Raw genomic sequence first — 15,829 nt, 5'->3', positions numbered from 1 at the left:
GGCATGCCCGAAGTCCGCCTATGCGAACTTAGAAGAGATTTTATCACAGTCTTACAAATGCTGGCAAGAGCCTCTTTCCCTTCCCCGCTCTTGATTTCCTGCTATGATTGCGGTATGATTCAGCCGATATCCTGTACAAGAAATGGAGCCGTATTGAATGATTAAAAAGCATTTAATTTATAAAAAAGACAAATGGAACATGCTCACCGTCGAAGTGAACGGCAAAACCCTTATTTTGCGCGAGATTTCCGATCAGTGGGGCGAAGAATGCCATACGTTCCTTAGCAGACCCGCGATGATGCAGTGGGCGGAGGAGCGCTTTCCAAAGGAGCGCTATGCTGACAATGAAGAAGAATGGTCAGCGATCATGCAGGCGTTTAAAGAAGTGTAATGAACCTGACATTACACGGAAGGATTACAAATCATTCCATGAATAAGGGGCTTGACTAAAAGCCTGTCCCGCTCATATAATGAAGTCAATTACATAAGATGTCCTCCAAAGGGGAGTAGCTGTCACAGTAAAGTCGTCAGTTCGGGTGCAAGCCCCGGCTTTATTGGCAACGAAACGTTGTTAGCAAGACCTTTGCCTATCGGTAGAGGTCTTTTATTGTTTAATGAGACCTTTACCGAGTTCGGTAGAGGTCTTTTTTATGTAAACAATAAGAAAGAAGGAGCGGATAGGACATGGAATGGCTAGACCCGACATTTTTTAGTGCACTACTCAGCATCATCTTAATCGACTTGGTTCTCGCGGGAGACAATGCGATCGTCATCGGACTCGCAGCCAGAAACTTGCCTAAAGAACATCAGAAAAAAGCTATCCTTTGGGGGACTGTCGGAGCGATTGTAATTCGTGCCGTTGCAACCTTGCTGGTGGTATGGCTGCTCAAGCTCCCTGCATTGCTGCTCATCGGAGGCATCCTGCTGATCTGGATCGCCTACAAGCTGCTCGTTGACAAGAAGGATCATGACATTCAGGCGCAGAATAAGCTGTGGCCCGCTATTCAGACCATTATTATCGCCGACGCTTTGATGGGCTTCGATAATGTAATGGCGGTAGCCGGCGCATCGCACGGAAGCTTCTTGCTCGTCATTGTCGGTCTGCTTATCAGCGTACCTATCATGGTATGGGGCAGCTCGTTGTTTATTCGCTGGATGGAGAAATTCCCATGGATCATTTATGTAGGTGCAGGCGTGCTTGCCTTGACGGCTGGTAAAATGCTGACGGAAGATCTGCTGGTGCATGACTGGTTTGCTGCGAATCCGGTTATTAAGTGGGCATTGGTGGTACTCATTGTTGCCGGAGTCCTGGTAACAGGCTTGTGGAACAAGCTGTTCGGTTTCAACGTATCGGTTAACGACAACGGTCATTTGAAAATTCCTCAAGAGCTTGTTGATGAAGCGAACATTCGTCCGGATGACAGCTTCCAGGCAAGAACGGATGAAAAAGGCCATTTAGTCCTCGTAAAATCCAACGGCTAAAGCGCTTATCGAAACAAACGCCCTGTTCCGTTTCTCTTTTGTAAGGAGCCGCACTCCTTAGGAAGGAAGAATCGGATGAGGGCGTTTTTTTATAAGAGGAAGTCTATTGGCGAAAACAAGGAATTAATACGGCCGCGTCGAATACCTTTGTACAAAAGGCGCTGTTGGAATTTGGGCATACTACGCATACACGGCAATCTGAACGAGGAGCTATTTTATGAATAATTCTACAACTCTTCTTACGTTTATCATCATCTCTTTTTGCTTTGCACTTATTTTAATTATGAAAAAAGATACGCTTCCTTCCAATGTGAAACGTCCTCTTGCCATATTGGCGCTTATTATGGTGGCCTTCTCCTTCACCCTGATCGTCTACAGCTTCTTCACCATGACCAAGGCCGGAGTATAAGGCGAGCGGGATGAGAGCATCCCTTCCTGAAATACATTCGTTCATCAGCAAGGAATTCTACCTCTAAAAGTGGTCCCGCTTCTAAGGTTAGACATCACTAAAAGAATTCCTATTATGATGAGAGCGTACTCTCCCTGAAATACATACGTTCATCAGCAAGGAAATTTACCTTTAAATCGCGGTCGCTCATCATTGTTTTACATCGATCGGTAATTTCCTTATAATATATCTACAATCCGGTCATACTAGGAAAAAAATTGCAGGAGTGTGAGCACTATGCGTTTTTTTCCGTTGGTAATGACGGGCTTGCTGTTCGCCGGAACGGTGCTTTCAGCTCCTATGTCGGCAAACGGCTTTACCAAACCTACAACCAAAAATACGAGGAGGGCTCCGATGAATCAAGTACTTAAACGAACTGATGTGCCTGCTGAGCATACATGGAATTTGGAGGATCTGTTTCCAAACCAGCAAGCATGGGACAAAGAGTACCAAGAAGTCAAGGAACTTTTGAAAAAGGTAGGAGCTTTTCAAGGAAAGTTGAAGGATCCATCCTCCATCAAGCAGTGCTTTGAGTTGGAAGACTCCATCTCGTTACATATGGAACGGCTTTATGTGTACTCCAACATGAAGCATCATGAGGATACAGCAGAATCTACATACCAGGCATTATCCGAAAAGGCGAAAAAATTAAGCGTGGAGACCGGCGAGGCCTTGTCCTTCATTTCTCCTGAAATATTAAGCTTATCCGACGAGGAGCTGAATAAGCTCGTCAACGATCCTGCGCTTAGCTCTTATAAGCGGACGCTGGAGGAAATGATCCGGGAGAAGCAGCATATTTTGTCCAAAACCGAGGAAGCTCTTCTTGCGCAAGTAGGCAACCTTTCTCAAGCGCCAAGCACGATTTACAGCATGCTCAACAACGCCGACCTGAAATTCCCCAAGGTGAAAAACGAGCAGGGTGAAGAAGTCGAGCTGACCCATGGGCGTTACATTCAGTTTTTGGAGAGCCGCAATCGCGAAGTGCGCAAGGAAGCCTTTCAAGCGATGTACGCGACCTATGCGAAGAATAAAAACACGATCGGCGCTACTTTGGCTGCCAATATAAACAAAAATATTTTTTATTCCAAGGTTCGGAAATATCCTTCTACGCTGGAGATGTCCCTGTACGGCGACAACATCCCGAAAGAAGTGTACACGAATCTGATCGATACGATCCATCAGTCGCTGCCTTTGATGCACCGGTACATGGATCTGCGCAAAAAGCTGCTTAAGGTCGACGACCTGCACATGTACGACCTGTTCGCCCCGCTGGTAGACGAATACAAAATGGATATTACGTACGAGCAAGCGCAAGCTACCGTTAAGGAAAGCTTGAAGCCGCTAGGCCAAGATTATCTCAACATCCTGCAGGAAGGCTTCGATAACCGCTGGATCGACATTTATGAGAATGAAGGCAAGCGCAACGGCGCTTACAGCTGGGGAGCTTTCGGCACCCATCCGTACGTGCTTCTGAATCACAAGGACAATTTGAACAGCATGTTCACGCTCACCCATGAAATGGGCCATGCGATTCATTCGTATTTGTCCGATGCTAACCAGAAGTACCGCGACGCTCAGTATACGATTTTCCTTGCGGAAGTGGCTTCTACACTTAACGAAGCGCTTCTGATGGATTACATGCTCAAGAAGTCGACGGATCCGAAAGAAAAAATGTACCTGCTGACCTACTATATGGATCAGTTCCGTACCACAGTATTCCGTCAGACAATGTTCGCCGAATTCGAGAAAATCACTCACGAGAAGGCGGAGCAAGGCGAATCGCTGACGCCTCAAGACTTCAGCAAAATCTATTACGACCTAAACGTTCTGTACTACGGTAAAGATATGGTTGTGGATAAGGATATTGAAATGGAATGGGCGCGTATCCCCCACTTCTACAACAGCTTCTATGTGTACAAATACGCAACCGGCTTCTCGGCGGCAACCAGCTTTGCCAAGCAAATCCTTGAAGAAGGACAGCCGGCCGTCGATCGCTATCTTGGTTTCCTGAAAAGCGGAGGCAGCGATTATTCGATCAATATTTTGAAGCGCGCCGGCGTAGATATGTCGACACCGGAGCCGATTAAGCAAGCTATGGATGTATTCAAAGATTTGCTCGTCCAAATGGAGCAATTGGCAAAATAATTACACAACAAGGCTGCAGACATCAAGGTGTTGCAGCCTTTCTTTGTTCTCAACATCGTTTTTGACATATAATCGAACTGCCAATGGAACATAATATAACATTTATTTTTTCGAAAATGTCCCTTTTTTTCCATTTTTACATTGAACTCTAGTCCCGCATTCATTACAATAAAACTATCGATACATAGTTACCGGATTGCCTCTAATGGGGCTTTTCGGCGACTGAATATCTACCGCAGAGCATAAGAGCACCCCGGCTTGCTTTGTTGACAAGTCAGAATGATTCGGCAGCAATGGATCCGATTGTCGCTTTCTGTACATTCCAAGGGATAGTAACCTCCTAACCAGGCATGGTGCGGTACGGTTATAAACAAACATAGCACAATATCCAGGAAGGATTACTCTATGCTTGATCCATTAAAAGAAATCGAAAAGCGGCAGCCCTTCACCTTTGAAGAGACAGAGGATGACTCTTTCGCGCTTCCGCAAGCCATACTTGAGAACATAACCGACGGCATCATGAATCTGGACGCCTTTGGACGAATTACCTACATGAATAAAGCCGCGGAGAAGATGCTGGAACGCCCACGGACCGATTTGCTCGGCATGTCGGTGTGGACAAGCTTTCCGACCGCTGTCGGCACTCCGCTGTACGACAACTATTTGGCCTCTATGGCGACCCAGCGTACTCATTCGTTTGATTTTTATTACTCTGCCATAAACCGGTGGTTCAAATTTCATGCTTACCCCGGCAAGGACCTGTTCACCATTTTGTTTCGTGATATAACCATCCGCAAAAACAACGAGAAGCTCCGCAAGGAAAGCGAGCAAATGTATAAGATGATCGCCGACAATTCAACGGACATGATTTCCAGAGTGTCGATGGACGGTATTTACTTATACGTCTCCCCCGCTTCCAAGACGCTGCTCGGCTATGAACCGGAGGAACTGCTGGGGCTAAATATGTACGATTTGCTCCATCCGGAGGATTTCCCCAACGAAGATAATGCGAGCATCAAGGAGCTCATCGACTCGAAGACGATGCTGACCGAATACCGCATTCGCCGCAAGGACGGAACGTACATCTGGTTCGAAACTACCGCCCGTACCATTCTCGATCCATACGGCCTGCGTAAGGAAATCATATCGGTATCGAGGGATGTATCGACCCGTAAGCATGTGGAAAAGCAGCTGCTGGAAGCGAACGAATTGCTGCAAAAAATGTCTACAGTCGACGCGTTGACCGGGGTGTCCAACCGCCGCGGATTTGATGAGTATTTGAAAAAGGAATGGAAGCAGTGCAGCCGGATGGCCGTCCCCCTGTCGCTTATTTTGATCGATATCGATTACTTCAAGCATTACAATGATACGTACGGCCATGTCGAAGGAGATATTTGCCTCCGGCTCGTAGCGGAATCGTTGAAAAAAGCCGCCAAGCGCTCGATCGATTTCATCGCCCGCTACGGCGGAGAGGAATTCGTCATCATCCTTCCTTCGACGGATGCGTCAGGCGCCCAAACCGTAGCCGAACATTTGCGAATGCAAGTAGAGGCCTTGCAAATCCCGTTGACACGCTCCGAAGGCTGTTCTTATATTACGATCAGCCTGGGCACAGCGACAATGATTCCTACGCGCGATTCCGACCCGAAAGAGCTGTTCCTGCGGGCGGACAAGGCATTGTATCAGGCTAAGCAAGAAGGACGCAATCTCGTGCGACTCTATTATGGCAATGATTGAAAGACAAGCCGCCGTTCGAAACGAACCGTGCGGTTTTTTCTTTTTTTCCGACTGGAACAAATAGCCGGCTTGCCTCGTTAGATAGGTAGGATGGAAAATTACGGCAAGCTGGAGGGATAATCTATGAAGGTATCGCCCAGGCGAATGCTCCACAACGCTATGAAAATGTTAATACCGTTAGCCACTCTGCTTACTTGCACCGTGATCGCTACCGGATCCTCGCCTCCCTCGGACTCAAGCACCGATAATTCTGCATTCGGCTTGAGCTTGAACGGACAGCCAGTACGGTATCAGACATCGCCCAGGCTCGTCAACAGCACACTTATGGTTCCGCTGAACGATCTGTCCGAATCGCTCGGCGTACAGGTACAGTGGGATTCAAGCTCCCCTGCCGACACAGCTACCGCAACCAAATCGGGCTATACCGTCAAGCTGGAGCCGGGAAATAAGGAAGCGTTACGCCAGAGCGAATCCGTCACATTGGATGCAGCTCCCATGCTGGAGCAAGGGGAACTGCTGGTTCCGTTACGATTTTTCAGCGAATCGTTTGATTTTCATGTATATTGGGACGCTGCCTCCCAGACAGCTTCCATATGGGATGCGGATCAAAGCCTGCCAACGGTAGGTTCCTTTGAGCGTATGCGGCAGCTGCTTGAGCAATCCGTTCCATACGGGGTCAATTTTGACGGCAGTATTAGCGTGACAGCGATGGCAGGCGAAGGCTTGGTTGCCGTTCAGCCAACGGCTAAGCAAAAAGCGGCGGCAAGCGTCCCATCGTCGGGTGCGGCGGAATCCAAACCGGCCTACTCCACGACGAATGTACAAGTGGAGGGTGTAGACGAAGCGGACATTATAAAAACGGACGGCGATTTTATTTACCAGGTGAACCGGAACCGGGTGATTGTAACTAAGGCTGCTCCTACGGATCAAATGAAAGTGGTTAGCACCGTTACCTTTGACGATCCCCATTTTCACGCCAGAGAGCTCTACATTGATGAGAAGCGCATGGTCGTCATTGGAACTACGTTGTATAGGACGGACTCCAAGCCGGAGCCTCAGCAAGCGGGGCCGGACACCGCGACAAGCAGCGCTGCGGTTCCATCTGCGGAGCCTTCGGTCGTGAAAGAAAAAATGATTGTGAGGCTTCCAGCGGGCCGCACAACTACCAAAGCCGTGATCTATGAGCTGGGAGATCGCAGCACAATGGCCAAAGTCCGGGAAGTGGAGCTGGACGGTCAGTATACGTCCTCGAGAAAAATCGGAGATTCGCTATATTTGATCTCGAACAGAGGCATCTCCATTGCCCCGGTGCTCCGGGACTCCTTAAGTCTGCCCGAGAAGGAAGCCGCCATAGCCGGATCGCTCCCTTCCTATCGGGATTCAGCGGTCAGCGGCAGCTACGTATCCATAGGATATGAAGATATACGGTACTTCCCCAACTCGCAAGCGCCTAATTATTTGATGGTTGCCGGCCTATCCATCGGTGATCCTGCTCAGCCTATGAACGTGACTAGCTACCTTGGATCGGGAAATCAGGTGTATGCGTCCCTCGAGCATCTATACGTAGCTTCGCAGCAGTTCGAACCGGTTAGCAGAGAGAAGCTGCCGTCGGATCGTACCCGTGCAGTCATCCAGCCCGGGGAGTCGAGCACCGTCATTTATAAATTCGCCATGGGCTCCGGCAAGGTCACATACTCTGGACGCGGCAAAGTACCGGGACGCGTACTGAATCAGTTTGCCATGGATGAGCATCAGGGCTACTTCCGTATAGCAACAACCAAAGGGAATATCGGCCGTACCGATGAGCATACGTCCAAAAACAATATGTACGTTCTGGATGCGGCCATGCAAACGGTCGGAAAAATTGAGGATATTGCACCGGGCGAGCAAATCTATTCCGTGCGCTATGCCGATAACCGGGCCTACATGGTCACCTTCCGCACCGTCGATCCCTTATTTGTGATCGATTTGACGGCGCCTCAAGCTCCGGCCCTATTGGGCAAGCTGAAAATTCCCGGCTACAGCAATTACCTGCATCCTTATGACGACAATCATCTTATCGGGTTCGGCAAAGACACGGTTGAAGTATCAAGCGGCGTAAACGGGAACAGCTCCGGGGAAACCGTCGGTTTGTATCAGGGAATGAAAATGGCGTTGTTCGACGTAACCGATGTTGCGAATCCGAAAGAGCTGTTTCAGGAAACGATTGGAGACCGCGGTACCGATTCCGAGCTGCTCCGCAATCATAAAGCGCTGCTGTTCTCGAAAGAAGACGGATTGCTTGCCTTCCCGGTCAAAGTGATGGAGATCAAAGATAGGAAAGCGAACGGTTCCTCGTTCAATGAGGCGAGTCGTTACGGAGAATTTACGTTCCAGGGAGCTTATGTATACAAGCTTGATCTGAACAGCGGCTTCCGCTTACAGGGGAGGATCACTCACCTGACCGCCGATGATTACAGCAAGGCCGGGTATTACAGCGGAATCTATGAAAAGAATATTGAACGTATACTGTATATTGGCAGCACACTGTATACAGCCTCCCAGCAAATGATCAAAGCAACGGATAAAGCTACGCTCACCGAGCTCGGAAGCGTTCAGCTTCCGTAGCTCCGTAGCCTGCAAGAAAACCTTTATAACTGAAAATGCTGCTGGGGCATTCCGGTGACGTACTTCCCCCAGGAGATCCGCAGCCTATTCCTTTTTAGCTTTAATGAGTATATCCAGCTTCTTGGCGACTTAAATCCGCCCCTAAACAACAGGGGCGGATTTACTGTTATTTCGGCGCGATTATGTCAACAATAGACAAATAGCCTTTTTATAAGGAGAGATTGCCGTGATAACGACGAGCGTAATGGTCATCGTGACGATCATCGTATTTGCCGTAATCGGCCTGATCATCCGTTTGTGGAGCAGAGCCGGCTCGAGAAGCAAAGGCGAGTAGCCCTGATTGCCGCCCCAATTGATAGGCTGCTTAAAAAAGCTTGTACAATACGATACATACCGCCCCGCCAACCAAGGAACTGATCATGTTCACCGTATCGTTCGTCATGAAAGAAGCCCCTCGAAACCGCACCGCAGCGGTATCGCAATGGCGGCTTTTTTCTATTTCCTTCCCGCATACCGGACAGCGGTACATTACCTGCCAGACCGCCCCCATCCAGGAGTCGGACAAAGAACCGGCCAAGCCCCCGCAGATACCGAGCAAAAGCAGCATCCAGGGAGAAACCGACTCCGTCCCTGCCGGTTCCCCTAGCGACAATAACCATGCCGATACCCCTATGGTCAACCCCCCGGCAAAAGAAGCTGCGATGCCAAGCCACGTTACGCCCCCTGACGTTCCAGCTGGGACCTTGCGTCCGCTTACAATGGACCGGGGCTGAGACCGGCTAAGACCGCCGATTTCCGTCGCCCATGTATCTGCGTTGACGGAGGCAAGAACACCGATAAATGCCGGCCACCATAACGGATGAGGCCATACATAGTGGCCTACGCACAGCAGGACGGCGATTCCGCCATTTGCAAACACTTGCCCGGCATCTCTCCTGCCCGACTTCACATATCCGCTCTCTGCAGCTGCTTTGAGCCGCTGCTTCCATTTGGACAACAGCGAGGAGGTGACGAAGAAGACGATCAGCGTTCCGAACCATGCCAAGCTGCCGAACGCATACAACAAGGTTCCTACCACTACCGCCATTGCGGCTCCCGATGCCGATAATGATCTTTTGGCATAAGCCGCTCCCGCAATGATAAGGCTGCAAACCAAGCCAATGACCCATTCCACCATAAAACGTCACACCCTTTAACAACAAATGATTTACAGACCTCTTGTTATTATAATATGATTTGCATAGTGAAAAAATAGAGTCCCCTCGGGAGGATGCGCACGTGCACGATGAACGACAGATCGAACCGGTAACTCTACTGAAAGACCATGAGCCGCAAGCGCTCCTCCGGATCATTTTTGATTACGCCTCGAAAATTGCCGACGAACGCAGATTGGATCAGCTTCTGCTGCTCATGGCCGATATGGGAAGACAAATGGTGCTCTCCGACCGCTGTACCGTATGGTTGCTGGACAAGGAGACCAACGAGCTGTACTCCAAAGTGGCCCACGGCGTTCCTCCTCTGCGGCTGCCGGCAGGTGCGGGTCTCGTCGGTCATTGTATCGCTACAGGTAAGCCGATATTCATCGATGATGCTTATCATAACGATGAGTTCAAGCATGTGCTTGAGAGCGGAGCCATCGCTATGGACCGGCAAACCGGTTATCGTACCAAGGCGCTTATGGTGATTCCGTTTTATAATACGGATGGGGACATTATGGGAGCCTATCAGGCTATCAACAAGCTTACCGCAGAGGGACAGTTCTCGGTCAAGGATCTTGAGCAATTGACGCTTGTCGCTGCCTATGCCGGCAAATCGCTGGAATCGGCTCTCTTATCGTATGAAATTGAAGAAACGCAAAAAGAGATCATTTTCACGATGGGGGAAATCGGGGAAATCCGGTCCAAAGAAACCGGCAATCACGTCAAACGCGTGGCGGAGTACTCCTACATTCTTGCACTCGGTGCGGGCTTAAGTCAAGAGGAAGCGGAGCTGCTCAAAATCGCCTCTCCCATGCACGACATCGGGAAAGTGGCTATCCCCGACGAGGTTCTGAACAAACCGGGGAAGCTGACGGAAGAAGAATTCGAGATGATGAAAGCCCATACTACGATAGGTTATGGATTGCTGAAAAACTCGTCCCGCCGTATTCTGAAGGCAGCCGCTATCGTTGCGTATCAGCATCACGAGAAATGGAACGGCACCGGTTATCCGCAAGGGTTAAAGGGCGAGGAAATCCATATCTATGCTCGGATTACAGCTGTAGCCGATGTATTCGATGCGCTGGGAAGCGACCGGGTGTATAAAAAAGCTTGGGAGCTCGAGCGTATCATCGATTTGTTCCGCGAAGAACGCGGCCGGCATTTCGATCCGCGCATCGTAGATGCCTTCATGGAGCATCTGCTTCAGCTGCTCGACATCCGTGAAGCGTACTCGGAGGATATCCATACCTAAGCGAAATGACCAATGCGCCTAGCGAATCGTATAATCTGCCTAGCCTAGGCTGCCAGGCAAAGCAAAAAGAAGCCGGTGCGAAAGCACGGCTTCTTTCTCTCATTGCTGATGCAGCTGCGGCGAGGCGGCTTCCGTGTTGCCTGCCTCTACAAAGGTCATCTGTACTCCCGGCGGCATAATGCCCTCCAGATGCTTTTGCAGCAAATCCTCCAGCTTCTCGCTGAAGATGGCTACCAATCCGCTGTCTTCGCGCGAGCGGATCAGCCTCCCCATACCCTGCTTTAAGCGAAGCAGCATATATGGCAAATCCACTTCTTCGAAAGGCGCCTTGGACGCCAGCCTTTTGGCCATATAGACCGGATCCTTCGGAGGGTAAGGCAGCGACCATACAATCACATTGGACAGCGATGGACCGGGAACATCGAGTCCCTCCCACAAGCTCACCGCGCATAAAACGCTGGTCTCCTCCGTTTGAAACGAAGCAATCAGATGGCTGATCTCCCCGTCGCCTTCATATAGAAATGTCAGGCCCGCTGTTTCTTTATAATTGGAAATCTCCTGTTTAAACCGCTGCAGCTCTTCCTTAGCTGGAAACAAGATCAGCGCCCGCCCGTCCGATCGTTCCAGCAGGCTCACCGCAGCCTTCATTTTCTCAGAGAACGTACCGTTATAGGACCATTTGGGCACGATGACTTCCATCTGCCGTTCATAATCGTAGGATGAATCTACGGAGAAGGATAAATAGTTTTCAATCCCCAAGCTGTCAGCCATATAATCGAAAGAACCTTCGACCGACAAGGTGGCGGATGAGAAGACAACAGGCATTTTGGCGGAAAATACGCCTTCCCGGAGCACTTCTTTGACCGTTCTCGGCATAATGACCAGAGTGAGTCCAGTTATGCTCTCAGTTGCCCAGCATATCAGGTTATCCGATGTATGGAATAAGCTTAGCGCTTTTTGCATCATTTCGAGATGCTCTTCGACGATACGGAGCTCATACTCGTTCAAGGTGAACAGCTCGCTTTCGAAGACAAGCTCATCCTCGATGACCGTTAAAATGTCCTGAAGCTGCTTTACTTCCTTGAGCAGCTGCTCGTTGATATCGATTTGCTTGCGATCCGAGCCTGCAATGGTACGGCACCTGCTTTCCAGCACATCAAACATCGTTTCACTCTGCTCGATCGCCGTGTCGATCAACACTGCGAGCGATTCCCGCACCTCCCCTTTGAGCAGCCGGGTAATCAGCTCTTCGAATACGACATGCTTCAGCTTGTAGGTCAGTGCCTTCTGAGCTGCAGCCTCCAGCAAATGCCCTTCGTCAAAAACAACGGCGCAATGCTCAGGCAGCAGCGGCAGCTGCCCTTCCCTCTTTCTTCCTTCCAACGTCCAAATATGCTCCATGTAAAAATCATGGGAGCAAATAATGAGATCCGTCGCCCGCCGGTAATGATCACGCGATAACGTCTGCCCGCACCGGTGCCGTTGTTCGCATACGAAGCAATCCTGGAAGCTGTCCCAATTCATCCGGCTCCATTGGGCATCGTTCAAAGACGGGTATTCCTTCCGGTCCCCATAAGCGTGAAACGACTGGAGAGCTTCATAGGAATGGACAAAATCAGGCAGCTGCTCATAAATGTCCGAATACAGAGGAACATCTTCATGCCCCATCCTCGCCTCATCGAGCTTGGCCAGGCAAACATATTGGTCCGGTGACTTGCCGAGCCTCGCATCGATCTTCATGTTCAAATGGTTGGCCAGCTTCGCAATATCGCCTTGCGGCTTTACCAGCTGCTCAATCAACGATTCGTCCGCACACGCAATGATAGCCGGTTTTCTCGTGTACCGGGCATAACAGATCGCATAAAGCAAATACACCAACGTTTTGCCCGTTCCTACTCCCGCTTCCGCAAAAATCGTCTTCTTCTCGGCAAAAGCCCGCTCCAGCTGAAACGCCATGTAAATCTGCTCATCGCGCACCTCAAAACCGGCTTCAGGCAAAATGTCATAAAATACGTCCGCTATCCAGTCTCCGGCCTGCTTAACGAATGGTTGTGCATGATCATACGCAAAAGGATACCGTTCCACTGTCTCGTGCCCCCGTTTACATCGTTCAGTTCAAAATACGATCCGATTCTTCTCATTCCAAATTATACATGAAAGCTTATTATGCCACGACATGAACCTAAAAAGCAAAGACAATTTGCTTCCCTTGTAACCATTGGTTATAGGAACAGGAAAAAAGATACCCGCCCTCACGACAGGTATCCTTCCTACATTGCTAATCTTCTATTGGAATTACATTTGCACCGAAAACGCGCCTAACACTTCTTCGCCCCACAGAAGCTCCATCCGGTCGCCGTTGTGAAGCGGACCTACACCGGCAGGCGTTCCTGTATAAATAATGTCGCCTTTGCCCAAGCCGTAATGCTTAGCAATGTAATCAACGATGACCTGCAGGTTGAAGATCATGTCATTGCTGTTGCCTCGTTGAGCCTCTGCACCGTTTTTGCGCAGCGAGAACTCCGTCCGGCTTACCGCATCGGACCCCGGAAACGGACGGAACTCGGTGACTGCCGCTGAATTTAAGAAGCCTTTGGCCGGCAGCCAAGGCTGGCCTTTCTTCTTGATCACCGATTGAACGTCACGCAGCGTGAAATCGATGCCGAGTGCCATTTGGTCTATCAATTGATCTACGGCCATGCCAGGCTTGTAATCTTCGCCTACATGCAGCACAAGCTCCGTTTCATAATGAACTTCTCCGCGATCGCCAGGAAGGGTTATTGCCTGCCCTTGTATCGTCACCAGAGCATGGGTTGGTTTAATAAAAATCATCGGCTCATCAGGCACCTCGTTGCCCAGCTCGGCAGCATGCAGACCATAGTTACGTCCTACGCAGTAGATGTTGCGAATGGATTGCATCGTTGTTCCTTCCTTTGCATCAAAATAGTTTACTATAGTAAGCATAATCGAATGCTCCGGAAATCTCAATGCCCTCGCTACTATTCCGAATCAGAGTCCGGGGTCGGCTTGGGAGTCGGCTTCGGCGTAGCCGAGGACTTTGGTGTTGGCTTCGGTGTCGCTGAAGGCTTCGTCGTTGGCTTCGGCGTCGGTGTAGCTTTGGTAGAAGGACTCGACGACGGCTTGGGTGTCGGTGTCGGCTTAGTCGTTGTGCCGGAGCTGCTTCCCTTTCCCTTCGATCCGTTCCCTGGAACAATCCCTGACGATGTACCGTTATTCGTCTCCGTTTTTGGATCGGAGTCCTTCTTGGTATCCGTCTGCTTCTTCGGCGGCGGAGTTGTGGTTGGCGTAGGGGTAGGCTGTGGAACGCGCGGGCCTTCCTCAATAGTCCCGTCCTTATTCACCTTCGCATTGATCGAAATTCGCCCCAGCTTATCGAACAGCTTGCCCCCGTCTTCCTCCGTCATCCGGACCGGCTGCGCCCATTTGGTCAAGACCGGGATCATTTGCAGCTCGCAATCGCGCTCTTTCGTGCATTCCGCGTTCAGAATCATGCTCTCCCATGTCGCCGGCTCTTCATTGGTCGTGAATATAAAATTGCCCATGCTGTAGGCAATCCATTTGCCCTTATATTTCTCAAATCCCTGCACGACATGAGGGTGGCTGGCAACAACGAGATCGGCTCCCTGATCGATATATTTGTGCGCCAGATCCGTTTGCTCCTTGACGGGACGGTCTTTGCGCTCAACTCCCCAATGAGCGATTACGACGACAAGGTCAGCTTTCTCGCGTGCCGCCGAAATAGCCTCCAATGGAAGCTTGGTGCTGTAGGTTTCCGCTACGCCGGGAATATTTTGGCGCGCATACCAATCTGCATTTTCCGCGACGCGGCTAAATCCGAGAAAGGCGATTTTGATTCCATTGCGCTCCATAATGACCGGCTGGTATGCTTCATCGATATTGCGCCCCGTACCGACCCGCTTCATGCCGGCCTTGTCGAGCACATCGAGCGTATCCAGCAGCCCGTCGGTCCCATAGTCCAGAATATGGTTATTGGCAGTGTTCACCAAATCAATCCCCGCTGCTTGAAGCGCAGGCAGTGCTTCCGGCGAGGAGCGGTATACATAGTCTTTGGATTGGGCATCACCTCTGGTCGTAAAAGGCGTCTCGAGATTGGCTACCGTTATATCCGCCTTGGACAAATAATCCTTTACATAACGATACGGATAATCCCATCCGTTCTTTTTTAACAAATCCTCTACCTTGCTGGCAAACATCACATCTCCCACGAACGAAAGATGTACCCGGGGTGTGCCGCCCTCTGTACCTGATTGCTGCTGGCCTTGCTCCACTGGAGCTTGCGCTCCATCCTGCGCTCCCGGAGGTGTATTCGGATTCGTTGGGGTTGACGGATCGGGCACTACCGCACCGGTTCCGCCCTTTGGAGATGCTTCCACCAAGGGTCCGGACGAGTCCGGCTTATCCTTGGCGTTCAGCCAGTTCATCAAATAGCTGAATGAGGCCATTGTCACTATCGCAAGAATGCCGAGTGTAATCCATGTTTTCCGGTTGTTTTTATTTTCGTCCTGGTGTTTTTTGGTACGTGTTTCTATAACGATCTACCCCTTTTACTTCCAAAAATACGCAATTTTTACACACCCTTTGTCACCACATAGGAATGTAAAAGTCCGGTAAAGCAATAAAGAGATCGGAGATCTTTCCTATTGGCGATAAAAACTACCTCTGAACGCGGTCGCTCCACCTCGGAGTACTTCGATAGAAGTTTTCCTCACCACATAGGAATGTTTAAGTCCGGTAAAGCAATAAGCGCATCGGATATCTTTCCTATTGGCGATAAAAACTACCTCTGAACGCGGTCGCTCCACCTCGGAGTACTTCGATAGAAGTTTTTCTCATTATACCAAATCTTGTCCCGAGGGTCATGGAACGAAAAACCTATATATCCTTTGCTCCTTAATGCTGCACGCTTCGGAACGGTTG

At 50.0% G+C, this 15,829-nt stretch carries 11 protein-coding genes; 7 read left to right on the top strand and 4 right to left on the bottom strand.

The window, feature by feature from the left end:
* Positions 1–157: 157 nt before the first annotated feature.
* From DVH26_RS09320 to DVH26_RS09295, 6 genes are all read left to right on the top strand, one after another.
* Positions 158–391: a hypothetical protein gene (locus DVH26_RS09320; RefSeq protein WP_239633421.1), complete on the top strand. Its 234-nt coding sequence runs from the start codon at positions 158–160 to the stop codon at positions 389–391.
* Positions 392–684: 293 nt separating this feature from the next.
* Entirely contained in the window at positions 685–1,482 is a 798-nt protein-coding gene (locus tag DVH26_RS09315; RefSeq protein ID WP_239633420.1) for a TerC family protein, read from the top strand.
* 217 nt (positions 1,483–1,699) lie between these two features.
* Positions 1,700–1,891, top strand: a complete 192-nt coding sequence (locus DVH26_RS09310; RefSeq protein WP_239633419.1) for a hypothetical protein — start codon at positions 1,700–1,702, stop codon at positions 1,889–1,891.
* 393 nt (positions 1,892–2,284) lie between these two features.
* The gene (gene pepF / locus DVH26_RS09305) at positions 2,285–4,075 is read left to right on the top strand and encodes an oligoendopeptidase F (RefSeq protein WP_239633418.1); all 1,791 of its coding nucleotides are present in this window, start codon (positions 2,285–2,287) and stop codon (positions 4,073–4,075) included.
* A gap of 405 nt (positions 4,076–4,480) precedes the next feature.
* The gene (locus DVH26_RS09300) at positions 4,481–5,812 is read left to right on the top strand and encodes a sensor domain-containing diguanylate cyclase (protein ID WP_239633417.1); all 1,332 of its coding nucleotides are present in this window, start codon (positions 4,481–4,483) and stop codon (positions 5,810–5,812) included.
* A gap of 123 nt (positions 5,813–5,935) precedes the next feature.
* Positions 5,936–8,419, top strand: a complete 2,484-nt coding sequence (locus tag DVH26_RS09295) for a beta-propeller domain-containing protein (protein WP_239633416.1) — start codon at positions 5,936–5,938, stop codon at positions 8,417–8,419.
* A 364-nt stretch (positions 8,420–8,783) separates the two neighbouring features.
* Here the strand turns inward: DVH26_RS09295 and DVH26_RS09290 are convergent, their stop codons facing one another.
* Complete coding sequence (locus tag DVH26_RS09290; RefSeq protein ID WP_239633415.1) at positions 8,784–9,596, bottom strand: DUF92 domain-containing protein; 813 nt, start codon at positions 9,594–9,596, stop codon at positions 8,784–8,786.
* A gap of 101 nt (positions 9,597–9,697) precedes the next feature.
* Between DVH26_RS09290 and DVH26_RS09285 the strand changes: the two genes are divergently transcribed.
* On the top strand, positions 9,698–10,870 hold the full coding sequence (locus DVH26_RS09285; protein WP_239633414.1) for an HD domain-containing phosphohydrolase: 1,173 nt from the start codon (positions 9,698–9,700) through the stop codon (positions 10,868–10,870).
* Between the two features lie 99 nt (positions 10,871–10,969).
* On the opposite strand, the gene DVH26_RS09280 is transcribed toward DVH26_RS09285, so the two are convergent.
* From DVH26_RS09280 to DVH26_RS09270, 3 genes are all read right to left on the bottom strand, one after another.
* On the bottom strand, positions 10,970–12,955 hold the full coding sequence (locus tag DVH26_RS09280; protein WP_239633413.1) for an ATP-dependent DNA helicase: 1,986 nt from the start codon (positions 12,953–12,955) through the stop codon (positions 10,970–10,972).
* Positions 12,956–13,165: 210 nt separating this feature from the next.
* Positions 13,166–13,789, bottom strand: coding sequence for a fumarylacetoacetate hydrolase family protein (locus DVH26_RS09275; RefSeq protein ID WP_239635326.1), 624 nt, complete (start codon positions 13,787–13,789; stop codon positions 13,166–13,168).
* Between the two features lie 80 nt (positions 13,790–13,869).
* Positions 13,870–15,354 carry a CapA family protein gene (locus DVH26_RS09270; protein WP_239635325.1) on the bottom strand — a complete coding sequence of 495 codons (1,485 nt, stop codon included), beginning with the start codon at positions 15,352–15,354 and terminating at the stop codon, positions 13,870–13,872.
* Between the last annotated feature and the right edge of the window lie 475 nt (positions 15,355–15,829).

Source organism: Paenibacillus sp. H1-7 (assembly GCF_022354825.1).
In the GTDB taxonomy this organism is placed as follows: Bacteria; Bacillota; Bacilli; order Paenibacillales; family NBRC-103111; genus Paenibacillus_S.
The sequence above is the reverse complement of the archived record's forward strand: the minus strand, read 5'-3'. Positions and strand labels throughout refer to the sequence as shown.

What these genes read in the sequence shown, in the direction of transcription:
- DVH26_RS09290 (WP_239633415.1), bottom strand. Translation starts at nt 9,596, where the DNA reads ATGGTGGAATGGGTCATTGGCTTGGTTTGCAGCCTTATCATTGCGGGA.
- DVH26_RS09275 (WP_239635326.1), bottom strand. Translation starts at nt 13,789, where the DNA reads ATGCAATCCATTCGCAACATCTACTGCGTAGGACGTAACTATGGTCTG.
- DVH26_RS09295 (WP_239633416.1), top strand. Translation starts at nt 5,936, where the DNA reads ATGAAGGTATCGCCCAGGCGAATGCTCCACAACGCTATGAAAATGTTA.
- DVH26_RS09300 (WP_239633417.1), top strand. Translation starts at nt 4,481, where the DNA reads ATGCTTGATCCATTAAAAGAAATCGAAAAGCGGCAGCCCTTCACCTTT.
- DVH26_RS09320 (WP_239633421.1), top strand. Translation starts at nt 158, where the DNA reads ATGATTAAAAAGCATTTAATTTATAAAAAAGACAAATGGAACATGCTC.
- DVH26_RS09315 (WP_239633420.1), top strand. Translation starts at nt 685, where the DNA reads ATGGAATGGCTAGACCCGACATTTTTTAGTGCACTACTCAGCATCATC.
- DVH26_RS09270 (WP_239635325.1), bottom strand. Translation starts at nt 15,354, where the DNA reads ATGGCCTCATTCAGCTATTTGATGAACTGGCTGAACGCCAAGGATAAG.
- DVH26_RS09310 (WP_239633419.1), top strand. Translation starts at nt 1,700, where the DNA reads ATGAATAATTCTACAACTCTTCTTACGTTTATCATCATCTCTTTTTGC.
- pepF (WP_239633418.1), top strand. Translation starts at nt 2,285, where the DNA reads ATGAATCAAGTACTTAAACGAACTGATGTGCCTGCTGAGCATACATGG.